A 23,272-nucleotide genomic window follows, 5' to 3' on the forward strand; every position below is an offset into this window, starting at 1 on the left:
TTCAGGAATCGATTAAGGAATATTAAGCCCAAAGCCAGAGTAGATAGCCAAGTGAATTGAGGCTCCCCTTTACTCGAGCGCGCTCTGCTGTTTTTTTCGTTGCTTCCTGTAACAACTTGAGGCAATTTGAAGCCGAGAGATCGGTCCCCAAGCTGCGAAAAGGACAGTTACATTGATCAGGCGGTATTGATGAGCAGGGAATAGGCTTAGGTTCTACCGTGTTTTCTTTGCGTTTATAGGGCAACCCTTTACGCCAGTAAAAATCATCAATGTAGGCGATCTTGCTATCCCTTAAAGCTTCAACGTATTGCCTCCAAGGCTCTTCGAGCTTAGGTCCGTTGTGAAAGCGCAGAGCTTCGAGGTTAGGTTCGCCGTGAGAACGAAGAGCGAGGATAAAACGACCGTACCAGCCGTTTTTCTGGAGAAATTTTAAATATCTCCGCTCCTGCTCCTTATAAGTTCCACGTTTCTCAATACGTTTGAATTCAGTCCACTGGAATTGTTGAAGCAAGAAAACACGGACAGAAAGCAGGTCTTTCTGGTCTTCAATCGAGACCCAATCGCCAGCATTGTTGGGTCCCAGTTCCCACCCCTGTAAAAACGCTTGCTTTTCAATTTCCAGGAAAAGTTGAAGCGGATCCTGAAATGGATAGGGTTGTTGCCTGCCAGCCATCCAGCTTTTAAGATAGGGCTCACCTGCGCTAATAAGCTGATACTCGGCAATATCGACTTCGTTAACGAGTTTGAGGTTACGGATAATAGACGTTGAAAAATACTGTTGAAATACGCCTTTTGTGCTGCTTGGGTTTGGAATTCCTCTGAGCAGCTTGTAAGCAAAGAGAATTCCTCTCGCTTGGTAAAAGTAGTGGAGCGTTTTAAGCCAATAGGCCTGTTCTTGATTTTTCGGCACGATACCTGCTAGAAGAGGAATCTTGCCGATCTCCGTTGCAATTTGGATGAGCTGCTGCCCGTGAGGGGTATTGGGAATATAAATTTCAACTCGTGGAATCCAACAGCGTTCTTCAAACCCGAAACATAAATCGTCTTCTCGAATCTGTCTCTCCCACTCATTCAATGTCTTTTGCACAGTGGGCGATCGTCGGCGCGCCTCATAGGGAAGAGACAATAGGGATTGAGGAACCGGAATAAGAACTATATCTTGCAGAACTTTGGGCTTCTCCAAAAGGCATTCTGCCCATTGGTGTAAGCTCCTGTCAGAGATTGGGAGGGGAGAAAAATCACTCTGCATGTCTTTGTGTGGCAGCGGGATGAATGGCTGCTCCACTGAGTTTAACTCGGACTCAAGTTTGGATTGGATGTGGACTTCGTACTACTTGGGGTCCAGGGTGCGATCGCGACATTTTGGAAGTTTGAAGCGAGTGCTTTGAGCTGTTGAGGGAGCGATCGCTGTCACACAAGTAGCTGAGAAGTGAGAATACACTTGAGCAAATTTTTACCCAATATAGAAAGCTCCACCAATGACTTTTATCCTCACATGCACATCAGGAGAATACATTTACCAAGTTTCCGATCGCCGTTTGACAATGCTCGGTGGATTGAATTCGGGTGTCGTTGTTGATGACGAAAGTAACAAGTCCACTTTAGTTGGCGGGCGAATGTCATTTTGCTATACCGGCTTAGCTGAAATTTCTGGAAAGAGAACCGATATATGGCTAGCCCAAACTTTGGCAAACGGACCAATTCAGGATTTAGGAGTAGCCTGCGAACGTGTTCGAGCCCAATCCACTCAAGAATTTAGAAACCTTAGGAGAAAGAGATGTCCAGAACATTTTTTGCGGCATGCATTTGTGGGTATAGGCTGGTGCAGGCTTCCTGAGGACGACGGCTTGCAGCCATTGCTTTGCACAATTTCAAACGCTCTAGATGGGAACGGAGAATGGCTTGCTCAGCCCTCCGATGAGTTTCTCATTCGTATAAATGGATGGGGGCAAAGCTCGGAAGGATTTTCTATTGCTGGCGCAGGACAAACTCTTCGACAAGACGAAAAACATGCTATCTGGCGGCATATCCGCCGTTGCGCTAAGAAGAAAGCCGGACCCATAGCATTTTTGCGAGCACTGATTGATGCCGTTTTCTTTGTCGCTGACCGTTACAGCGGTGTTGGAAGCAATTTGATGGCTACATGTATGCCACGCGCCGCAGCAGAAGACTACCTTAGAACTGGAGACTCTATGGCGGTTTACGGACTACCTCATTCCAACAGAAATGTTTTTGTCTACAGCTCTCTTGAAAGATTGCACCCCATTGTCTATGGTCCCAATGTTGCTACTGAAGGTATAGCTATAACTGGCTTTCATGCAGGTCCTCTAGACCTCGCAAGCGAGGACTCGTGATAGCGCGATCGCTGATTGAAAATTACTGAAACAAGTCTGAGCTAATTTCGAGTCTCTTAGCGATCGCCGCTTCAGTGAAAGCTTTAAGGCACAGTTAGTAAAGCAGCAGCCGTCAATGTCTTTGATGGCTGCTGCCTCTAAATCCATAAGAACCTTTGGCAGAATTTCAGGAACAACCCAATGAGGAAGCTATATGGAATTTGTCCACGCTCATGGTGAAGGTTTCACCGTCACAAAGTATGTACCGGTTCAGGACGGCAGCATTAGAGTCAGCCTTGGTGCAAACATTGATAATCCAAACCCTGAACTCTCTGGGGAGTTGGTAGAAATTGAAGTCGTAGTAAATCCTTCAACTGACGACAGCCTGCAACAGATAGAGAAAGCTGCTCGGGAGCGAGCACGCCTAATACTGGAGGCGGCTGCAAAGGCTTTAAAGCAAGCTTAGGTTTGGACAAAACGTTGCCGAAAATGCCTCAAAACGGCAATGTTTATCAGCAATCTATGCGTAATAGAGGCTACTCAGCAGTTTGGCTTCTGCTTGTCCAGACTCAAGGTGACAAGATTCTTCAGCAAATGCATCCAGACACGCACCGAGCTGACCAATCCAACCTTCATCATCTGCAACCAGAATCCAATCCTCCTTAGAGGATTCTCTCAACGGCGATGAGTCAACTTCAGTGCAAACGAGACGCCATTCTCCTCCGCTAACACTTCCTACTAAGTCGCAGTCCTCTAGTTCCTCTAAGGTCAACGTAACTCCGTAGCGTTCCTCCAGAAATGCTAAGCATTCATCGAAACTTTCCGCTGCATAACGCTTCTCTCCGGCAACGACATACCAAAATTCAGAAGTGCAATAGCTCACAACCCCTCTACAAAATTAGGACAATCAGCAGACATACCCTAGCTCACGCCACGAAACTAGTCGAGCAACCTCAGTAGATTCAAGGCTACTGGAACAGCCGTTTTATCTCCAGCCCATCTCACCCAAGCTGTCTCATCGCTGTCGATCGACTCAATGGAGCCGTTCCAGCCCATCTTGCCGATTTTCCCAACTTTGGAGCCGACCCGAATTACAGAAGTGGAGATCGGCTCCTCGCAGTCCTCAACTTCTTGCTCAACCATAACCACATTGGTAGGTGAACCACCTACTTTCTTGTTGGCTTTCAAAGCCCTCGCAGAATCAAGGTTACAGGCGGTGGAAAGCAACGACATAGGTGAGAAAGTAGGTGAACTTACTGCTTTAGTAGGTGAATCACCTACTGCTGAAACGCTTACAAATTTAGGGTTAGAGCTAATGGTAGGTAAAGTAGGTGCGTTTTCTAGAGAATTTGTGGGAATATTTTTTTGAAAATCAAGGTCAGAAACTGACCTACTATACCTACCATTTACCCGTAACCATTGGTTTGAGGCAATTTCATTGGTAGGTGGCTCACCTACCAATGAACTGTCACAAGTAGGTTGAACCCCATGACTTTGATAGGGTTTTGAGAAAGTAGGTGACTCACCTACTGTTTGTGACAGTTGCGTACTGTCTATCCATCTAAATTTCAAACTGCGACCGCTGCCAGACAGTTCTCCTTTGCCCTGAGCCAATTTCATAGCAGCGATTTGTTCAAACCAAGTGCGAACTTCTCCAGGATCTGGTCGGTCTTTCTTGTCAAAGTTAAGTTGAACATCCTTGGCTTTTATCCAACCGTCTTTGCCTTGTTTCCAAGCGTTCCGAGACAATTCGATGCAGCGAGAGAGGCTAGCGCTAACGCCCAAACTTCCACCAACACCAAACTGGGTGTAGAGCGATGCAAACTGGTTCGCTCCAAACAGGGCGATTTCTGTAGCTGCCTGAATGGTTTCGAGTGTGATGATCCGATACTCCGGGTTAGACGGCTCAACTTCGTCTGCCCAGTTCTTGATGACTTGTAGGTTGATGGCAATCTTACCAATACGTCCTTCTGTCTTTCCCCAAACGGTACGCATTGCAGGAAGTGGGTCATTAACTCGTTTCTGCTCCAACTGGTTGTACACCTGCATGAAGTGGCGAAATGCCCTTGACTTCTCCAGAACGAACTCGATCTTGGGTAAAGCGTCGATCGCTTCGTAAAGGTCAACCAGTTCGGCTGTCAACCCTGAAGGTGCGTCGTAGTTGTCTAACATCGTTGAACTTGTCAAAGGTTGCACCACAGGTAGGAACCTTGCCCAAGCTCCGTTCGAGTCTTCGCAATCTTTCATCAGCTTGAGTAATACTTTGGGTTGGATTGACCCAAACAATGACAAAAGGATGTGTTCTGTTTCTCTTTCGATGCCGCCAGCCCTTAGCGTCGTTTGTCCAGTCGAGTCGTAGTATTCAAGCAAATCTTCGTCATCAGAACCCTTGCCACCTCGATATTGATTGCTGGATTTCAGCAGCCCTGCCAGCTCATCGCGGACGTAAAGCATTCCGTGATCAGTCTGCTTTGAAGCTTGCTGGTCAATGCCTTCAGCTGTAGCCTTGGTGAACGAAAATACTCGTCTGTGTGGTTCTTGTGGTTCTCCGTCTGGAAACCTCGATTCCATCTCATGAAGGGCACGACCAGCGGTGTCAGTGTTCTTGCTTTGAGACTCCTGACTTAATTTCTCCCATCGCTTGTAGTCCTCTTTGTATAGCTTTAAGGCGAAATCGTAGCTCTGCTTCGTCTTCGCCTGAAGAACGCTCAGTGGTTTGGTCACAACCGATTTAACAACTGGGCTCTTTTTCTGCGATGACTCTGCAACGATCATGGCAAACAGGTTTGGCGAAACCTCAAATTCCATAGCGTGGTTCAGAACCACAGTCGTTTCAGGGTGATGGATTGAACTAACCGTGCAAAGCAATGAGAACAGGTAAAGCTCTGGGCGCAGCCCCAAGAGCTGACTCAGCTTCAGAATCTTGGAAGACAATCGATCCGGCAGGTACTTTTTGATATCTAGCTTGCTGGCTTCAGCGCCTAGCAGCAGATCAAGTTCTGCCGCTGAAAGGTCTTGAGTATCAGCGCTTTCAACCTCTTTGAGCTTTGCTTCATACAGGCGAAGAATGTCACGAGACTGTCTCCCAGACCTACTTGCAATATCCTGAATTGCGGCTTCTAGCTCATATCGAGAAGGGTTTGCTTCAACCAAGTTGGAGATTTCTTGGTTGAGTTCGGCTTGGTTCATTCCAGGCTTCGACTGTCGATTTGGGAAAGCAACTACGTTATCAATAGCGTCGCTAAACCTAACCTCCCGCTTTGCCCCGATTGCTGCCTTTACCTGTTCCGCACATGCCGCCTTCAGTCCATCAATCCAATCCCCAACATCCGCTCCACCATCCTTCTGAAGCCGTTCCCAATTGCGACGATCGCTGTCATCAGGGTACGCATATAGCCATCGCGTCTCTGCTGCCACTCCCTCTAGCGCTGACTCAACATCTTCCATGTGAGACACGCCCTTCTGGTCACGGTCAGGACACAAAACAACAGTTGCGCCCTTCAGCACGTTCAGCGCATCCGGGTTGTACGCCTGCAACTTGCCAGCACCCGCTATCAAGGTCGTAGCAGTCAACCCCAATGCGGTCAGCCTATCTACTAGCCCTTCTCCTTCCATCAGGAAGACCGGTTCACGGTTAGTGATCGCCGTCATGACAGATGGCAGGTTGTACAACGGCACCTGGCGCTTTAACTGCTCCTTCAGTTCAGCAGGCATATTGCTGACTAGCTTGCCTTTGTCGTTCTTGCTGTACTGCTCCCAATTACCGTTTGGAAATCGGTACAACTGACTAAAGCTCTTCTTGCCGTTGCCGTCGTCTTTGCGAATGACCTTCACCACGGGACTGCCGTCTGCGTCGTGGTACAAATACTGGGTACGTCCAGCGGGACGTTGAGGTTTCTCCCATCGGGGCTGTGGACGCTGTTCCTCCAAGACATAGACAGCGCAACGACCGTCACTAGTTAGCTTTTTGCCAACCCATTTATAGCCGTTAACCTCGTCTGGCGGCTCTGGGACACTGCTCGTTCCGCCTTGCCCTTTCGTGTAGCAAAGAACGGTCTTCAGATCGTCGAACCAACGACAATCGGTGTCGTGGTCGCGCTTGCATACTGGGCAAGCCCCATCTTTTTGGCTTTTCTGGTTAGGCTTTCTGGAGGTGCTTACCATGCTGCACCTCCTCGCGCTAATCCAAAATTCACGATGCCAACATTGACATCGCCCCCGTTGGACGGGTTACGATATATTGAAGTAAACATTTGACTGTTTCCACCCTATGGGTGGGACTAGATCAAAACCCTCAAGCTGTTCTGTCGCCAAACTTCGCAGCTTGGGGGTTTTCAACTTTTAAGCACACGTAAAAAGAAGCCAACTAGCGTGTGGCGACGGTCACGACCCCTGTTGGATAGCCGGAGATTTTGAACTAGGTTCAGAGACGATAATCTCAGCAAGCTCTGAGCCGAACTGAGCCTCAAGCGCTTCTTTAATCAACGCAGAACGATCAGTTCCCTTTCTCTTTGCTAATTTGTTCAAATCGTTGATATAGCTATGAGGCAATCGAAACGATATGGTCTTGGTTACGTTTGAAACGCCTGGCATCCGAACCTCCTAGTAGGGTGTGCTACACCCGCAATAAACAATACCCGAAACATCAGAAAATTTGTTAATAATCGAATCGTAATCTTGAATTTCTTATTTGTCTACCGTTTTGTACTACTGATAGCGCTAGATTACGATATGATCTGCGACTTTCCTCCACACGTAGCGTATGCTGTTGGAGCAGAAGAATCGAGAATTTGTGCCGCCCTTGCCTCATGATGGGCGGTTTTTGTTTAGCCTCTTGCTCTAAAGATTTGAGCAACGGACAGCTTCAAATTTGGGAAGACGTTAGAGTACACAGTCTCATCGCCAGAGAATGTGCCGAACTCTTCATAGAATCTGCCTCTTAATGTCCAAACAGAGATATAGCCTTCCAAAGCGTTCACAATCCAATATTCTTGAACGCCTGCATCTGCATACTCTGCTCGCTTGGCTCCAATGTCTACTTGAGCATTGCCAGGGCTGACAACCTCAATCGTCATCAGTGGCGGATTGCCAACCTTAAACACTGCGGTCTGGTCTTGGAGTGCGTCCCATTGCTTAGTCGTGCAGACAAACACATCAGGTACACGTCCGCGAATCTTCCCTCCCGATGGAGGAATTTGCACTTGGGCGGCATAAACCCTTGACACTAGCAAAAGCTCCTGATCTTCAAAATAGCCTTCTAGCTTACGATACAGGTACATCGCAATGTCAGTATGGCGTCCCCTGGGCGGATTCAACTCCACAATCTCCCCATCAATAAACTCAGTGCGCCTACCGTCGTAGGGACGCTGCAAATACTCTTCATAGGTCAACAGTCTCGCTTGGGTCATGGCGATCGCCTCACTTGTCCTGCTTATTAGGATCTGAAATTTTCCCCTGTTCTCGCGCCTCAAGGACAGCCCTCTCGATCAAGACAGCCATCATCTGAGACATCGATCGACGTTCAGCGTCAGCAAGGTCTTTAAGCCCTTCCTTAATCTCTTCTTCTATAAACGCAGTGACTGTAACCTTTGCCATTGGATCATTGTGAACCTCTGAGGACATCATACGCTCCTAGTAAAAAATAGGGTAATTTTTGTTAGTTTCTCACAAATTTGATTAGAACCTATTGTAATCCTAACAAAACCTTGCTAGGTTGTGACAAGAAGCGGCAAATGCAAGCGAACGACCGCAAGCTGACGCAAAGTAATTCAGGAGAGAAGAATGGCAACAGGGATCGCCACCAGGAGCAAACATACGCGCCTGGTCAGTTTTGAAAACTCGAATAGCTGGATTAAGCGCCACGACAGTGAGGGGACGCTGGTAATCCAGGCGGGCTACCGGGAAAATCCGACCGCCTATGCCCGGCACGATGAAGAGAACCCCATTGTAGTCATTGATGGGCAGCTTCCCCGCTGGTATGGCGCTTTAGCTTGCCAGGGGCAGCACGTTCGGATTCATGGGCGCTCGAAGATTGAAACCGCTCGCGAGGCGTTCTCCGCCTGCCTGCGTCCATCCGACGATGGCAGAGATCTAATCGTGGTGTCCTCTCACTGGGATGTTAGAGCTTTAGATTCCCTCAAAGCTGCTCTAGAAGGACAATACAAAGTCATTCGCAACGGGGTTGAAATCCGCTGCGTCGTGACTCAAGTGCTCCCCGTGTTGGAAGGAATGGGCACATACAACGCGCTTCAGCCATCCCTCCGCCCTGGCTCAACCCTGCTAATTGAGCTTGGCTTTGGTACGGCTGAAGAGTTCCTGATTGATGCCTCTGGTGAGATTGTTGACGGTCGCCCGGTCGATAACTTGGGCATCTACAACCTGGTGAATGCGATCGCCGATGACCCAGCGGTTCGGACACTAGCAACGGATGCCAGTGGAACGATTAACATTTCGCTGATCTCTCGCTGTCTCCAGTGCGACACGCTCGGCAAGATTGATCAGAGTAACTGGCAAGCGATCAAAGCAAAGTACGTCGCGGAATACCTCAAAACCTTTCAGGGCTACATCAGAACCAATTACGCCGCCCAATCCCAGGCAATCACAAACATTGTCCTAACGGGTGGCGGTGCTGCATTGCTTAGCTCAATTCAGCCGAAGGTAGCGCAGGTTTTCACCATTCCAGATCGCCCTCAGACTGCATCTGTTCGCGGCTCCTATGAGCATCAGATGAGCCTGGTTGGGGTGTGAAATGGCTCAAAAATCCCGGTCGGCACAGTTAACGGCAACGGCTTGGGAGTACTGCCGGGTACTGGTTGAAGCCGGAGAGTATTGCTCCATTGATGATGCAGTTTCTGACCTCATCATGCAGGCAAGACGGAGTACCACTCATCCACCGACCCCAAAAGTAATTCAACCCGCATCCATACAGCCAGTATCCATCAGTACTACCCCAGTACTTACTAGTACTGAGCAAAAGCCAGAGAACCCTATCCAGGCTTTAGCTGAACTGAGTTTTGATTAACATCCACCCCACATGACAGGAGGTCACATGCCATCTATTCGGCTCTCAGGAGATGTAGAGGCGATCGCCCAAACGGTTTCAGAGCAGAGAGGTTTAGGCAGTACCAGGACGGCAATAGAGGCGATCGTTCGCTGTTACTGGCAGGACTATTTAGGCGGGAAGCGTCCCTCTATGGAGCCAGCAGTCCCTTCGCCAGCGCTCGCCCCTTCTGCTGAATCTGTACCTACCGATTTCCGGTTCACAGAACCCATCGAGCTATGAACCAGCAACTCAAACTCATTGCCGCTCTACTCTTCCGAAACCTCAACAGTCAAGCCCTGATTGAACTGTTTGTCGCTGCGCTGCTGGCGCTTTTAATCGGTGCCGCACTGCCTTGGGTGTTCAAGCTGCTGGCACTTGCCATCTTCCCGGCAATGGTCCTCGGGTCGATTTGTCTACTGATGTTTGGGCTGACCAAACTGGTTCAAGGACGGATCAACGATTAACCAGCCGCCTCTCCACCACAGATCAACGGCTGGCAACTCCCACAAACACTAAATTCATAGGAGATTCTTTCATCATGGCTCACAAAGCAGAATTACTCGGATATCAAGGCGCTACAGGCGAGTTTTTTGACACGCTTCAGGAGCTTTACGGCGCAAGGCTGGAAGCTCTCAACGTAGATGAAAAGCTGCTCCTTTTAACGGGCATCTTTGCCTATCACCTCAACAGCACCGGCGAAACGATGGAGGATGTCTGGAAGCCGGATCACAATAGCCCTCGCTCGATGGAGATATTTGGCATTTTGAAGGGGCTTGAGGAATTCGAGCCGTTTCGTCAGTTCGCCTTTGCCGAGGCGCTGCTGAACCAGGTTAAAACGTCCTACCGGCTGCACGAGCAATTCCTAAAGCAGCTCAAAAAGGCAGGAGTCGAGGAAGCGTTAGCGGCTCAGGTTGCCGCAATCCTGGCATCTGGAGGCGATCGCACCCAAGCAGAGTGTGAACTGGTGAGTGAAGCCTGGGCGCAAGTTTTCAAGGTTGATGAGCGGCTCGCTAAGCGGATTGAGCAGGCAATGGGGCAGGAGTAAAGGCATGACTCACCAGTTCTACGCCCGAATTAGTGCCGGGTGCCTCGCTACCATCCTTCTCCTGATTGGGATTGCCTACGTCAAATCATCCCCAGTCGGTGACTTAATCAACGATCGCCTGGAAGCGGCAAGGGAGCGGCAAGATGGCTAAATTTACAGCGAATAAACCAAGTAGTTCTACCCCTTCTAGCCCTGCTAACACGAGGGGAAAGAGTGAGTTTGATCAGCCAGAGTCCAAGGGGTGGGAGGGGTTAGACGTTGCTCTAGATGCTATGCACGATGTGCTTACTCTTCTGCCTCACATTTACCTGTGGGTGACCGGCCGGGGGGCAGCGATTTTGTACGGGATTGCCACCATCTACTTTGTGTTTGTGTCGGCTGAAGGGTACTGGCAGGTGCTAGATCCCGGTGCCCCTAGCTTTGTGCTGAAGCCCTATGGCGGCGATGATGCCAATCCTTTAGACATCGTTGTTGCTGCCCTTTCCATCAGCTTCTGGTTCTCATTCCTGTTCAGTGCTGTCATCAACGCTATTCAAGCGCGGGTATTCCGAGGCATTGCTATCAATATTGCGAAGCAGCGGTTGAGAGAGGTAGAGAGTGAGGTTCTACCGGACAAGCCCAAGAAGGCGATCGATATTGTTGGTGTTCGATGGAAGCAATACAAGCGAGCCGGGATGTTAGAGATTCGCAAGCAAGGCTTTGTGATCCTGTCCACCTATGCCGTGGACATCATCATGAGCTATCAAAACCATCCCTTCGGCTACTGGTTTGGAGTCACCCTCTCCCGCCTGGTCTGGTTCATTCTGTCGGTGGTGGCGGCTGAGCTCTCCGGCTCGATGTTCTGGGACGCGGTGGAGGACTTCAACCGCACTCGCAAGACCAAGACCGCTGATTAATTAACTGTTGAACGGAGCGGGGAAACCCGCTCTTACTTAATGCTTTTAGGGACTAACGCCGATGAATTTTGAGGACTACTTACTTCAGGGGAAGATCTTAGACGCGCTGCGATATCGCGTTGGAGTTTTGCAGCGCAGCGCAGACAAAGAGTGTAGTAATTGTGATGGGGCAAGACTGGTCAGCTTAGGGGCGATCGCCATCTCCCTGCCGTTTGTGGCTCCACTGCCCGGTGTGGGAGTGATGGCTGGTATTGCTGGGTTTAGCTACTTGGGTACGGTTTGGCGAGACTTTCAAATCTCGGGCAAGCTGTGTCTGTTGCCGGGGAGTCGAATTGGGGCAGGGGACATTCTGAGCATCTTTGGACTGGCAGGGGAGGAAGTATCCCCCAGAGAGCAGCAGCTAATGCGGGTAATGGATTTCCTGCCCTATGAGCAGCGGGTTGAGTATGCAGTTCTAGTGGATGATGAACCGGCGATCGCTGACCTATTGAAGCGGTTGCCAGCGCAAGATCGGCTTGCGGGCTATGCCTACATGGTGCGGCGAATGGCTTTAGGTGATGTCAAAGCCCTGGACTGGGTTGAGGTGAAAGCGGCGATCGCAGCAGAGTCCGCAGAGCCAAGTGATTCCGCTCCAACTGCCCAACTACAGCGACCAGGCGCAGCTCTACCAGCGGTCGAAGGCAGCACTACTCAAACAGAGCTAAGTGATCGCCCTGCTGTGAACCTTGCCCTCAATCCAGAAATCAATGTTCACAACCATTTGGGGCGTTATGGCAGCGCTGCTCCAAAAACCGCGTCGCCCGCGCAGGCTTACCGGCAGACAGACGCACCCGACCTCACCATCTACTCAGATGTCAGGGAACGGATGAAGGCACTGTTAAAGGCAATGGCACAGAGCGGCTGCCCACTTGGAACACTGCTCAATCAGCCCTTTTGCTGGTTCTGGGGCAATAGTCAGAGCGGGAAGACCACCCTTGCGACTCTGCTGGCGATCGCTCGCATGGGCATGGGACATGCAATCGGTTACTTCTCAACAGATAGCGATGTTGCCCCGCTACACTGGGCCCGGATGGAAGATTCCCCAGAAGGTTACTCCTTTGCGCTCGATGACGTAGCACGACGCATCAGCACGGCTCCAAAGGGTTCTCTGAAGGGCGAGGGCTGGGTGTTTGATGAGATGTTTGCCGCCTATGGCACCTACGAACTAGAACTGAACCCCCTGCTCAATGCTGCCTTGATGAAACTAGCTAAGACCTGCGGGACGCTGATTGGCATTAGCCAGGTAGACACCAGTGGAGCGCACGGACTGAAGAACATTGACGCAGCCTGGCGGTCTGAGCGTGTCAGCATCCAGGCAATTCATGAGGAAGACGAGCTGGGCGATCGCAGCCCGACTGGTCGCTACATCGTGACTCGTGGAGATGACTCGTTCGAGTGGAGCATCCCTGAATGGATGCTCACCGAGCTAAATGAGTGGGGGCATACCGATCCGGTCGTATGGCTCCTAAATCGCTTTCCTGAACTGTGCCAGGGGCAATCTAATACTCAGCTAGTGCATCATTTAGAGGCAGTTGTAGCCCTATTGGGTGAGCCTAAAGACAGCGCAGATAGATTTAGTTTTAACGCATTAGGAACTGACTTGGAGATATTAGAGAAGCTATTTGACGATGTAGTTGGCGAAGTCGATCCGGTCGACAAGTCTATGCCTGAAACTGATGAACAGATTCTTATTGCATGGTTTGAAAAGCATCCCGATCAGTTCTACACAAAGCGACAAATTGTTCAGATGAAAGTCAAAGTTTCGCAGCCTGAACGGTTAGAGGAACAGCTAATTAAGCTTGTAAAGGATGGCTGGCTAGAGGTTGAGGAAACAGCGCAGACAACAAAATTCAAATGGCTTCCCGACTAAATCAACTAGCAAAAAACTGAGGAGGTGTAGACAGGTGTAGAAGGTGTAGACAGCATCCTGAGAAGTGCCAAAAACAGGGTGTAGACAGTCCCTTATCTACACCTACACCTTTTTGTCTACACCTTCTACACTTTGGCTAAAGCCATTGCGTATCAAGGTTTCTACACCTTCTACACCCCTTATCTACACTCGCCTACACCATACAAGGTGTAGAAGTGGACTGTCTACACCTTATCTACACCTTATCTACACCCTAGAAAAACAAAACCCTCTGCTACAAAAGCAGAGGGTTTCTATTAAATAGATCGGTTTTAGTGCGATCGCAATTTCTTAAAGAATCAATGAGTTCTCTATGAAGTTTTTAATTTTTTCTTTCCCAATGAAGGCAATATATAGACTACTCTTTATAGTTGAATTGGAATTGAACTCTTTGGATAACTATAGTGAGCAGGATACCTGTTGAAATTGTTGATACAGAATTTTTTCAGTTCTCAAAACCTGTATTTAACATAGGGCAGAAGGTTAGAACATCTAAAGGTTCAACTGGTTACGTTGTAGGTCTTGATTTCTATCCAGAAGCTAAAGAGTGGGCATACGGAGTCTATTTTACAGACGGAAAGACCTGCTCAATTGAGGAGGATTGGTTCAGCGCTGAGCAGATAGTTGCACTTGACTAGAAGACATCAGTTTTTTGTTCATCGAGAACATGGTTTGAACTTGGTTACATAGTGTTACTTTAGGTGAAGGGTTATTTACCTACTCATCGGCTGTCGGTTTTGAGTCTTTGCACCCTCGTAACCATGAAAGATACCTTTTTCAGATTGGCTTGCCGAACCAGGTCTACGGATACCGTAGCCAGAAGCGCTGATTTTCATGATCTAGAAACTCTTGAACAGCAGGTTATAGCGCTTAATGCAAAACGAGGTCAGACTCATGAATATTTTGTTGAGAGCGTAAAACTAGAAGCTCTACTGCCTTGGGAAGTAACTGCATTAGCAGAGCAAGGAATGATTAGCTTAGATCAGCTAGAACGATATTCAAAGACAGACGCCTACCGCAGTCACACTACCAGCATCAGAGAATTGATTCAAAGAGGCAGCTCATCATAATGCAGGCAATAAAGCTGTGTACTGATCTGCACCTGATAGAGGTGCCACCTTCTCTCATCAGTTCCTAAACTCAAGGTGACGTGTTCCCCTGCTAGCTGGTACGTGGTCTGAAGCGATCGCCACTTCTTGAACTGAATCCAGACATTCTCAAAGCATCGATTAGTGAAAGTCATGGCTCTCTAATTCCAGGGGGCAAATTGCTGAAGAGGGGCTAAAAAGCCTTGTTGTTGCCTTCAACTACCAATTTTCTTAATTTCGCAAACTTAATCAGTTGTTAACTTGAGAGAGTGGTGTTTAATGTCTGACTGTTATGAACTTCCAAGAGGGAGACCAGGTTTATTACAAAGGCGAAGACCCAAAAGTTCTCCAGGATTACGGCAAACGGCGACTGACTGTTGCTGCTGTTGACCCAATTACAACTGCCGTAGCTTGTACCGCAGATGATGGTCGTTTCGTAGTTGGAATTTACCCTGTTGATTTAGAGCCAGCACAACGAGCCTCTAAAGAACAGCTATAACCGATTACTCAAACACGCAATCCTCCTGTTTCCTAATAGAGATGGCTGCTATCGAATCTTGCTAGCAGCCATCTCCATCACGGTTTGTAGCAACGTGTCTTGATCAACAGGCTTAGCCAGATGCTGTTGGAAGCCTGCTGCAAGCGCTTGCAGCCGATCTGATTCTTTGGCATTCGCCGTTAGGGCGATCGCAGGCAGTTGCCCCCCTTGTTCAACCGTTAATCCTCTGATTCGGCGGATTAACATGTGCCCATCTTCGTCAGGCATTCTCACATCACTTACTAAAACGTCTGGTTGCCACTCCTGAACTGCTTGGAATGCGTCACTCGCTGAACTAACTGCTGCTACTTCTGCACCGTAAGTCTCAAATAAGAAAGCAAGAAATTGGAGATTGTCACCATCATCATCTACGACCAGCACCTTCAAACCATCTAGTTTGAGATCAGCATCGGGGGACATGGAGCGGGAACCTCGATGGAAATTGTAGGGAAAATTTGATATTCCCACAAAAAGCTTTGCTTTTCGTTGTTGTGCTTAACAAACTGAAAGGTTCTCTATCTTAGGATAGACTGCTCGTCATAGTTAGAGGTTACGCTGGTTACACCCCACAAGCCTAAGAATCTCTTGAACCAACTCATCTGGGTCTAAGGGCTTGGACATAAAATGCTGAAAACCTGATTGCAATGCTCCTTCAGCATCAACCTCTCTCGTGTAGGACGTGACAGCAATGGCTGGGAGTTCGCTCCACACTCCCTTCAGATGTCTAATCTGTTCGATTAACCAGCGTCCATCCTTATTAGGAAGCCTAACGTTACTGACCAAGACATCTGGTTGTCGTTGTCCTAATTCTCCTAGCGCTTCGACAGCAGACCTAGCAAGAATAACCTCGGCTCCGTACTCTTGGAGAATGAACGTAAAAAGCTCAGCAATATCAGGCTCATCCTCAACTAAAAGCACTGTCAGCCCTGTCAAAAGCGCTTGAGATGAGGAAGGTTTATTTTTTATATTTCGCATAGCCGTAGTGGAAAACACAATTGATCCATGAAGGCTGATCAGGCAATTTTTTGTTTCTCCTATATGGCAGAGATCTGTTCCAGGGGGTGAACCACTGGAAGAGGCTCCACCTAAAGATGTAAACCCTTGTGTACAGGAATGTACTTAGATTAGATACGAGAGCCTATCTGCTGCTCACTCTAAGGACTGAGTGCAGCCAAGACTTATAAAGGGATCGTATGACCGATAGAATTACCAATAGAGAGCCAGAACCCGAACACCGAGTTTTCTATCGTGGGTACGTTTTGAAAGCTACTCAAAATCAAGAAACAGAAATCTGGACGCTTAGCTACAACTTAGAAGGCAATTCTCCTGTAATTTCCAAACGCAAGTTTGGAACCGCTAAAGGAGCAATCGATCATGGCAAAGGGATGATTGATTTTTTGCTAGGGAAGCAAGACCATTAGACCTTATGTCAAGCTCAAATCATTTCAGTAGCAGTGTTCCCTCTTAAACAGTCTTGCGATCGCCCTACTCCTCAACTCAGATATCCGTGTGAGGATTCCCCTCGCTGTCGTACTAGATGCCTTGGCTCTTAAAGTAGGCGTGATGAGAGCGAAGCTGTCACCAAATGCAATTAGACCAAATCCCAAGCTTGAAACAACGTAAATTCGTTAGCCAGTAGAGGCAAATGAGAGATACAACAGAAATTTTTAGTACATGCAAACTGCTCTCAATTCCCGCGTCCGCACTGGTTTCAGCCTAATTGCATTTCACGACAGCTTCGCTCATCACCCCCAATAGGGGATCGTTTGTTTGAGCCGAACGGTAAGGCGCTCGTCCCATCTATCTACTCAACTGCTCGATTTTTTCAAGCTTCCGCTGAGTTTAACCACACCCCGTATTGTTATCCAATCTTGGTGGAAACCACATTTAGCACTGTTTTTAGCAACGTATCCGTACCAACGGGTTTAGACAGATGCTGCTGAAATCCTGCTGCAAGCGCTTGCTTTCGATCCGATTCTTGGACGCTGCCCGTTAATGCGATCGCTAGCGTCTGCCCTCCTTCTTCAACCGATAATGCTCTAATTCGGCGGATCAAAGTGTAGCCGCTTTCGTCAGGCAGTCCGATGTCACTAACTAAGATGTCTGGTTGCCGCTCCAATAAAGCTTGAAAGGCATCACTCGCTGAACTAACGGCTATTACATCCGCACCATAACTTTCAAACAGGAAAGTAGAAAGTTGAAGGTTGTCCACATTGTCCTCTACAAGTAGCACCTTCAAACCATGCAGACTTAAGTCGCCATCTGGGAGCATAAATCAAGACCTCTGGCGAATTTTGTGGAGAAATCTCAATTTTCTCGCGAAAACTTTGACTATCGTTGTTTTGCTTAACAGAATAGAATATTCAGTCTTAAGGTAGATGCATTGCAGTATCAGGCATCATCTTAGTTCTTTTCACCTGCCACTTATCCAACAAGTCGAAGAATCTCCTCAACTACCTCATCAAGGTTTACTGGCTTGGACGTAAAACGCTGAAACCCGGCTCTCAAAGCTTCTTCAGCATTAAATTCTCTAGCGTAGGAAGTTACAGCAATAGCTGGGAGTTCACTCCAGGCTCCCTTCAGATTCCTAATCTGCTCAATCGACCACGTTTATCCTTCTCAGGAAGCCTGACATTGCTAACCAAAATGTATGGACGCTGTTACCTCAACCCTCTTAGAGCTTCACGAGCAGAGTTAGCTAGGATAACCTCGGCTCCGTAGTCTTCAAGTGTTCGGCGGCGAAGCTGGGCAAAAGCTTTCGTCTCGCGCTGTCTGATTCTCTCCCTAGACGGGTTGACTGTCTCTGAAACCTTGCTGAGGGGTTGCTTACAGCCGTGCGTAGTGCCAATGCCCCAACGCTGCTCAATGATGTGGCAATCGCCCGTTACCAACCTCCCCTGATAAGGGAACTCTGAGCCTACACAATCACCTTGCCCTGGCGCTGCTGCTGGGGTTTTTGTTTACCGCTCTATTCCAGATGATTCGCTGCAGGCACCAAATGATTAGGGTTAGGATGCCCCGGTGGGGAAGGGCGATCGCTCTTCCAGTTCTACTCATAGCTACCCATAAAAACGGGTAGCTTCCCGACTATCTCAGAGCCAGAGGAAGCAGGATGATACAGCCATATCAAAACCGCCGACCACACTTTACTTTATAAGGTCGGCACATAGAAAAACAAAGCCCTGACCGGTAGGTTAGGGCTTAATAAATACTTTCTCTTTAGCACGGATTGTAGCTGTCGCTCCTGCCCGATGGCTGTTATTTGGTAGTATCAGCACTGACTCTACAAGCAGGCTACTTCAAATGGCTCCCATTCGCGTTGCTCTCATTGAAGATCATGACCTCACCCGAATGGGACTCCAAACAATGCTCAGTCAGCAGATTGAGGTTGAGGTAATCGGAGAAGCTGCAAGTGGGACTGAAGGTCTGAAATTGCTGATGAGAGCTAGACCAGATGTTGCCATCGTAGACATTAATCTCCCCGGTATTGATGGAATTGAGTTGGTACGCCAGTTCAGGGAGTCGCTGACTGATGAGCTAGCTGATGCGGCTCAAACGAAAGTGTTGATGTTGACGATGCAAGATAATGAAGCAGATATCCTCGCTGCCTTTGCCGCTGGAGCAGATTCCTACTGTATGAAGAATGTAGATGCAGACCATCTGTTTCGAGCGATTCAAAGCACCCATGAGGGCAATAATTGGATTGACCCAGCGATCGCCCGAGTTGTATTAGAACATACCAGTCAAGTTCAGGCAAAAAATGCAAGTACCGCTGCTCCACCCAACACGATCGAGATTACAGCAGATAACGAGCATAGTGATGTTTTGGCAGTTGCTCCTCTCTCGGTCCGAGAGTTAGAGGTCCTCCAACTGATTGTGGAAGGATGTAGCAATGCCGAAATTGGGGAACGGTGCTACATCACTGTTGGCACAGTTAAAACCCACGTCCGTAATATTCTAAATAAACTCAGTGTTGATGATCGAACTCAGGCAGCCGTGCGAGCGTTACGGGGTGGGTTAGTCACTTAATTCGTTTGATGGATGTAGATACTTAGGACTTCAGCTCTAAGAACAATTGTCATTTAACGTGCTTTTTAGGTTCTTCCCAACTTTACTGGCACAACCACTAATCAATTCATGTAGTGAAGCTATATCTCAAGATAGATGAGGTACTACATTTAATTCCTACTAAATTAGGTATAGCAGATGCTATATCGCACCGATGCTCATGCAAATTCCACCTCAAAGTTCTCCATTCCAAGCAAGGATTGCACTGAAACAACCAGCGTCTGGCAAACTCGTTCGGGAACTTCGGCAACTCACTGCATTGAGCCAAGAACAATTCGCCGCCCTATTGGGCGTTGCTTACAGCACGATTAATCGCTGGGAAAACGGTCATGTTCAACCTTCCCTACTTGCACTCAAACAAATCAAAGCTCTTTTAGAAGAGATACACCGTTCCTCATCTGGTGAGAAGCAAGAATACAGCCAATTACTTCTCCAGCAGTACTTTCCAGTAAGGACGCAAAACCATGAGGTGTGAGGCTGACCCAGTTGAGTTGGAGCGCGTTCTTATTACGGAAGAATTGCTTCGGCGAACATCCAGAACTCCTGCTTTAGAGGCTGAGAATAAGGCGCTTCGCACTCTGGCACGTCACCTGTCCCAATCGTCACAAACCCTGCTTAACGAGCTGGTGACACTTGCGAAAGACTTCTGTCAAGCTGGAACTGCTGGAGTCAGTTTGCTAGAAGTGACTGCGAGCGGAGAAGAGGTCTTTCGCTGGGTGGCTTTGGCCGGAGCGTTGAACCAATATCAGGGGGAGACAACTCCAGTTAACTTTAGTCCCTGTGGAGTTTGCCTGGAGCAAGGAACACCTCAGCTTTATTTCTATCCAGAGCGATACTTTACCTACTTGCAGCAAACACAACCTGCAATCGTTGAAGAGTTAGTTATTCCCTTGTTAGCTGAGGATCGCCCGTTAGGCACCCTCTGGATTGTGTCTCATGAGCATGAGCGGCACTTTGACGCAGAAGACGTGCGCCTGATGACCAGCCTTGCCGACTTTGCTACTGCCGCCCTCCAAAGCAGTTGTGCTCGTCAAATCGCTGAAGCCACGATCATCGAGCAGAAACGCAATGAAGCCCAACGCAGACAGGCAGAAGCCGCACTGAGAGTAAGCGAAGCCCAGGCACGGCTCGCGATTAAGGTAGGACAACTGGGTACGTGGCACTATGACCCAAACACAAACTTGGTTGAACTAGACGAGCGAATGCGCAAGATTTGGGGTGAGCCAGAAGACGCTGTCACGATTCCCCTTCCCAAGGTGATTGAGCGCATTCACCCGGACGATCAAGAGCGTGTAGCAGCCGCTGTTGGTGCAGCCTTGAATCCTCGGTCATCAGGTACCTACGATATCGACTATCGTATTGTCTGGGACGACGGAACCGAACGGTGGGTGTCAGCTAATGGACAAGCACAATTCGAGGGCGAGGGCGAGGCTCGACATCCTGTCGGGTTCCTCGGCACCGCACTCGACATCACAGATCGCAAGCAAGCAGAAGTCGCTTTAGCCGCTCAAGAACAGCGCTACCGCCATATTTTTGAGACGGTGAGTGTTTCGATTTGGGAAGAAGACTTCTCCCAGGTCAAAGCAGCAATCGACCAACTTAAAGCAGCAGGTGTTGAGGACTTTCATCAATACTTTGTGGAGCATCCCGAATTTGTACAACAGGCAGCCAGCAAGGTGCATCTGCGGGATGTGAATCAAGCATCACTGCAGATGTTTGGGGCTCAAGACAAGGCAGAGTTGTTGAGTTCTCTGGAGCAAATTTTCGTCCCTGAAACTCAAGAAGCGTTTGCCGGAGAACTTTTGGCAATTGCAACTGAAGCCCCCTTTTTTACAACAGAGACGGTGCTGCGAACTCTACACGGAAACCGATTCGATGTGTGGGTGACGATTACCTTCCCACCTAAAGCAGAACCCTATGATCGGGTGTTGGTTTCCCTGCTTAACATTAGCGAGCGCAAGCACACAGAGGCAGCGCTACGGAACAGTGCTGAGCGATTAAGCGTGGCATTAACGGCGGCAAAGCTTGGAGATTGGAGTTGGGATGCGGCAACAGACCTTGTGACGTTTTCAGATCAAGCCGCTACTATCTTTGGCATTCCACCCGGTCCTCATCTGACTTGGGGGCAGATTCAAACTCTATTGCATGAAGACGATCAAGAGCGGGCGCGCTTACAGGTTGAGCAGGCGATCGTCGAGCAGAGTGACTATGACATTGAATACCGAGTGATCCAGCCGGGTGGAAGCGAACGATGGGTTGCTGCCAAGGGACGGGCCCAGTATGGAGCTTCAGAGCAGGTGATAGGAATGCTAGGTGTCGTGCAGGACATCACAGAGCGCAAACAGACAGAGCAAGAACGAGAACATCTATTAGCCCGCGTGCAGTCTGCCAATCAAACCCTGCAACGCTTCATTGAACATACTCCCACGGCTGTGGTGATGCTGGACCAAGAGATGCGCTATCTCTTTGCCAGTCGCCAGTGGATGCGGGAATACGCTCCAACCTATAGCGATCTCAGGGGGTTATCTCATTATGAGGTGATGAGTGATACTCCTGACCGTTGGCGGGAGGTTCATCAACGGTGTCTAGCCGGGGCAACGGAGCGCTGTGAAGAGGATTATTATGTTCGGGCTGATGGTTCAAGTCACTGGTTACATTGGGAAATTCTTCCCTGGTATGACAGTGAAGGAGCCATCGGTGGCATTATCCTCTTTGCTGAAAACATTACTGAGCGCAAGCAAGCAAGCCAGGAGCGCGAACACTTGTTGGAGCGCGAACGGGAAGCGCGGGAAGCAGCAGAAACTGCCAATCGAGTCAAAGACGAATTTTTGGCAGTGCTGTCTCACGAGTTACGATCCCCCCTGAATCCGATTCTGGGCTGGTCCAAGTTATTGCAAACGAGAAAACTGGATGCGGCTAAGACAACAGAAGCGCTGAAAGTCATTGAACGCAATGCTAAATTGCAGTCTGAGCTGATTGAAGACTTACTTGATATCTCCCGCATTCTAAGTGGTAAGCTCAGTCTCAACGTGGGTTCAGTGGATCTAACTGCGACGATTCAAGCTGCAATGGAAACTGTACGGTTGGCAGCAGAGACTAAGTCCATTGAGATACGGACAGCTTTTGCACTAGATGCCGGACAGGTCTGGGGAGATGCGTCCCGGTTGCAGCAAGTGGTTTGGAATTTGCTCTCAAATGCAGTTAAGTTCACGCCCCCAGGAGGACGGGTCGAAATTGGGCTACAACGCCTTGGCACTCATGCTCAAATCGTCATCCGTGACACAGGCAAAGGCATTTCCCCTAACTTTTTGCCGTATGTGTTTGACTACTTCCGTCAAGCCGACAGCGCCACCACTCGCCAGTTTGGGGGATTAGGGTTAGGACTTGCGATCGTGCATCACTTAGTCGAATTGCATGGAGGAACAGTTCAGGCAGATAGCGCTGGTGAAGGACAAGGGGCAACTTTTACCGTTAAGCTGCCGATCATGATATCCCAATCACTAGCCAACCAGGATAGCGCTCCGATTGAGCAGTCCTTGGAGTTAAACGGTATTAAGGTTTTAGTGGTTGATGATGATACTGATACCCGAGAGTTTGTTGCCTTCTTGCTAGAGCAAGCCGGAGCAAGCGTGATAGCCATTGCCTCAGCCGGTGAGGTTCTTACTGTTTTGCCTCAGTTTAAACCCGACGTTTTGTTAAGCGATATTGGGATGCCCGACATGGACGGCTACATGTTACTCCAGCAGATTAGAACACTTTCCCCTGAAATGGGAGGACAAACTCCAGCGATCGCTCTGACTGCCTACGCTGGGGAAATTGATTATCAGAAAGCGCTCTCAGCCGGATTTCAACGACATCTCGCTAAGCCGATTGAGCCAGAGGAAGTAATTAGAACCATCATGTCACTAAGAATGACTCACACATTATTAACAAAAGAAACTGGATAAGGCTGATGCTGTTCTGCCTCCATTGCAATCTCTTAGCCCCTCTTGCTTGATAAACCGTGACTGAAGCATCACCTCAATCTCCATTACCTTTGCCTCGCTTACCCGCCAATGAAACGGAACGATTGGCAGCACTGCGGCGATACAAGATTCTAGATACGCCGCCTGAAGCCGCGTTTGATCGCATTACCCGCTTGGCAGCGAAGCTGTTTGACATGCCGATTGCGCTTATTTCGCTAGTTGATGAATCGAGAGCGTGGTTTAAGTCCTGCGTTGGTTTTGGGGCAAGTGAAGTGCCGCGTGACGACACGCTTTGCAGCTTTGCGGTGTTAACTGATGAGCCGCTGATTATCCCCGATGCTCGACTCGA

26 protein-coding genes and 1 pseudogene are annotated in these 23,272 nt (G+C 48.9%); 17 read left to right on the top strand and 10 right to left on the bottom strand.

Going from position 1 to position 23,272, the window contains the following annotated elements; translation table 11 throughout:
- Positions 1–22: 22 nt before the first annotated feature.
- Positions 23–1,285, bottom strand: coding sequence for a hypothetical protein (locus H6F88_RS00775; protein ID WP_190640848.1), 1,263 nt, complete (start codon positions 1,283–1,285; stop codon positions 23–25).
- A 193-nt stretch (positions 1,286–1,478) separates the two neighbouring features.
- On the opposite strand from H6F88_RS00775, the gene H6F88_RS00780 reads away from it, so the two are divergent.
- On the top strand, positions 1,479–2,354 hold the full coding sequence (locus H6F88_RS00780) for a hypothetical protein (RefSeq protein ID WP_190640849.1): 876 nt from the start codon (positions 1,479–1,481) through the stop codon (positions 2,352–2,354).
- Between the two features lie 193 nt (positions 2,355–2,547).
- A complete protein-coding gene (locus H6F88_RS00785; RefSeq protein WP_190640850.1) occupies positions 2,548–2,799 on the top strand; it encodes a hypothetical protein in 252 nt (83 codons plus the stop codon).
- Positions 2,800–2,853: 54 nt separating this feature from the next.
- Here H6F88_RS00785 and H6F88_RS00790 read toward each other — a convergent pair whose 3' ends face one another.
- The 4 genes from H6F88_RS00790 to H6F88_RS00810 all read right to left on the bottom strand — a co-directional run bounded on the left by H6F88_RS00790 (position 2,854) and on the right by H6F88_RS00810 (position 7,958).
- A complete protein-coding gene (locus tag H6F88_RS00790) occupies positions 2,854–3,216 on the bottom strand; it encodes a hypothetical protein (protein ID WP_190640851.1) in 363 nt (120 codons plus the stop codon).
- Between the two features lie 56 nt (positions 3,217–3,272).
- Positions 3,273–6,497: a DUF3987 domain-containing protein gene (locus tag H6F88_RS00795; RefSeq protein WP_190640852.1), complete on the bottom strand. Its 3,225-nt coding sequence runs from the start codon at positions 6,495–6,497 to the stop codon at positions 3,273–3,275.
- Positions 6,498–7,159: 662 nt separating this feature from the next.
- Positions 7,160–7,741 carry a Uma2 family endonuclease gene (locus H6F88_RS00805; protein WP_190640854.1) on the bottom strand — a complete coding sequence of 194 codons (582 nt, stop codon included), beginning with the start codon at positions 7,739–7,741 and terminating at the stop codon, positions 7,160–7,162.
- Between the two features lie 10 nt (positions 7,742–7,751).
- On the bottom strand, positions 7,752–7,958 hold the full coding sequence (locus tag H6F88_RS00810; protein WP_199333394.1) for a hypothetical protein: 207 nt from the start codon (positions 7,956–7,958) through the stop codon (positions 7,752–7,754).
- A gap of 156 nt (positions 7,959–8,114) precedes the next feature.
- On the opposite strand from H6F88_RS00810, the gene H6F88_RS00815 reads away from it, so the two are divergent.
- The 9 genes from H6F88_RS00815 to H6F88_RS00855 all read left to right on the top strand — a co-directional run bounded on the left by H6F88_RS00815 (position 8,115) and on the right by H6F88_RS00855 (position 13,902).
- On the top strand, positions 8,115–9,080 hold the full coding sequence (locus H6F88_RS00815; RefSeq protein ID WP_190640855.1) for a hypothetical protein: 966 nt from the start codon (positions 8,115–8,117) through the stop codon (positions 9,078–9,080).
- A gap of 1 nt (position 9,081) precedes the next feature.
- Positions 9,082–9,354 carry a hypothetical protein gene (locus H6F88_RS00820; RefSeq protein ID WP_190640856.1) on the top strand — a complete coding sequence of 91 codons (273 nt, stop codon included), beginning with the start codon at positions 9,082–9,084 and terminating at the stop codon, positions 9,352–9,354.
- Between the two features lie 27 nt (positions 9,355–9,381).
- Positions 9,382–9,615 carry a hypothetical protein gene (locus H6F88_RS00825; protein WP_190640857.1) on the top strand — a complete coding sequence of 78 codons (234 nt, stop codon included), beginning with the start codon at positions 9,382–9,384 and terminating at the stop codon, positions 9,613–9,615.
- Positions 9,612–9,839 (top strand): hypothetical protein, encoded by a 228-nt coding sequence (locus H6F88_RS00830; protein ID WP_190640858.1) that lies wholly within the window; start codon positions 9,612–9,614, stop codon positions 9,837–9,839. The genes H6F88_RS00825 and H6F88_RS00830 overlap by 4 nt, the downstream gene beginning before the upstream one ends.
- Before the next feature lie 74 nt (positions 9,840–9,913).
- Complete coding sequence (locus H6F88_RS00835) at positions 9,914–10,420, top strand: hypothetical protein (protein WP_190640859.1); 507 nt, start codon at positions 9,914–9,916, stop codon at positions 10,418–10,420.
- 4 nt (positions 10,421–10,424) lie between these two features.
- Complete coding sequence (locus tag H6F88_RS00840) at positions 10,425–10,571, top strand: hypothetical protein (RefSeq protein ID WP_190640860.1); 147 nt, start codon at positions 10,425–10,427, stop codon at positions 10,569–10,571.
- Complete coding sequence (locus tag H6F88_RS00845; protein WP_190640861.1) at positions 10,564–11,316, top strand: hypothetical protein; 753 nt, start codon at positions 10,564–10,566, stop codon at positions 11,314–11,316. The genes H6F88_RS00840 and H6F88_RS00845 overlap by 8 nt, the downstream gene beginning before the upstream one ends.
- Positions 11,317–11,377: 61 nt before the next feature.
- A complete protein-coding gene (locus tag H6F88_RS00850; RefSeq protein WP_190640862.1) occupies positions 11,378–13,225 on the top strand; it encodes a hypothetical protein in 1,848 nt (615 codons plus the stop codon).
- Positions 13,226–13,668: 443 nt separating this feature from the next.
- A complete protein-coding gene (locus H6F88_RS00855; RefSeq protein ID WP_190640863.1) occupies positions 13,669–13,902 on the top strand; it encodes a hypothetical protein in 234 nt (77 codons plus the stop codon).
- A gap of 410 nt (positions 13,903–14,312) precedes the next feature.
- Here H6F88_RS00855 and H6F88_RS00860 read toward each other — a convergent pair whose 3' ends face one another.
- Positions 14,313–14,507: a hypothetical protein gene (locus H6F88_RS00860; protein WP_190640864.1), complete on the bottom strand. Its 195-nt coding sequence runs from the start codon at positions 14,505–14,507 to the stop codon at positions 14,313–14,315.
- 137 nt (positions 14,508–14,644) lie between these two features.
- Between H6F88_RS00860 and H6F88_RS00865 the strand changes: the two genes are divergently transcribed.
- Positions 14,645–14,851 (top strand): hypothetical protein, encoded by a 207-nt coding sequence (locus H6F88_RS00865; RefSeq protein ID WP_190640865.1) that lies wholly within the window; start codon positions 14,645–14,647, stop codon positions 14,849–14,851.
- A 48-nt stretch (positions 14,852–14,899) separates the two neighbouring features.
- Here the strand turns inward: H6F88_RS00865 and H6F88_RS00870 are convergent, their stop codons facing one another.
- Positions 14,900–15,310 carry a response regulator gene (locus tag H6F88_RS00870; RefSeq protein ID WP_190640866.1) on the bottom strand — a complete coding sequence of 137 codons (411 nt, stop codon included), beginning with the start codon at positions 15,308–15,310 and terminating at the stop codon, positions 14,900–14,902.
- Positions 15,311–15,433: 123 nt separating this feature from the next.
- Complete coding sequence (locus H6F88_RS00875; protein WP_190640867.1) at positions 15,434–15,865, bottom strand: response regulator; 432 nt, start codon at positions 15,863–15,865, stop codon at positions 15,434–15,436.
- 218 nt (positions 15,866–16,083) lie between these two features.
- Here H6F88_RS00875 and H6F88_RS00880 point away from each other — a divergent pair, with 218 nt between their 5' ends.
- Entirely contained in the window at positions 16,084–16,311 is a 228-nt protein-coding gene (locus tag H6F88_RS00880; protein ID WP_190640868.1) for a hypothetical protein, read from the top strand.
- Between the two features lie 440 nt (positions 16,312–16,751).
- Here the strand turns inward: H6F88_RS00880 and H6F88_RS00885 are convergent, their stop codons facing one another.
- Positions 16,752–17,162, bottom strand: coding sequence for a response regulator (locus tag H6F88_RS00885; protein WP_190640869.1), 411 nt, complete (start codon positions 17,160–17,162; stop codon positions 16,752–16,754).
- A gap of 388 nt (positions 17,163–17,550) precedes the next feature.
- Positions 17,551–17,781, bottom strand: coding sequence for a sigma factor-like helix-turn-helix DNA-binding protein (locus H6F88_RS00890; protein ID WP_190640870.1), 231 nt, complete (start codon positions 17,779–17,781; stop codon positions 17,551–17,553).
- A 412-nt stretch (positions 17,782–18,193) separates the two neighbouring features.
- Here H6F88_RS00890 and H6F88_RS00895 point away from each other — a divergent pair, with 412 nt between their 5' ends.
- The 4 genes and pseudogenes from H6F88_RS00895 to H6F88_RS00910 form a co-directional block, all read left to right on the top strand.
- Positions 18,194–18,919, top strand: coding sequence for a response regulator transcription factor (locus H6F88_RS00895; protein ID WP_190640871.1), 726 nt, complete (start codon positions 18,194–18,196; stop codon positions 18,917–18,919).
- 193 nt (positions 18,920–19,112) lie between these two features.
- Entirely contained in the window at positions 19,113–19,433 is a 321-nt protein-coding gene (locus H6F88_RS00900; RefSeq protein ID WP_242050333.1) for a helix-turn-helix transcriptional regulator, read from the top strand.
- Entirely contained in the window at positions 19,423–22,905 is a 3,483-nt protein-coding gene (locus tag H6F88_RS00905) for a PAS domain S-box protein (protein ID WP_190640873.1), read from the top strand. The genes H6F88_RS00900 and H6F88_RS00905 overlap by 11 nt, the downstream gene beginning before the upstream one ends.
- A 56-nt stretch (positions 22,906–22,961) precedes the next feature.
- A pseudogene (locus H6F88_RS00910) lies at positions 22,962–23,272 on the top strand (GAF domain-containing protein); the annotation flags it as partial.

The sequence above is a fragment of the Oculatella sp. FACHB-28 genome (assembly GCF_014696015.1).
In the GTDB taxonomy this organism is placed as follows: domain Bacteria; phylum Cyanobacteriota; class Cyanobacteriia; order Elainellales; family Elainellaceae; genus JAAUTN01.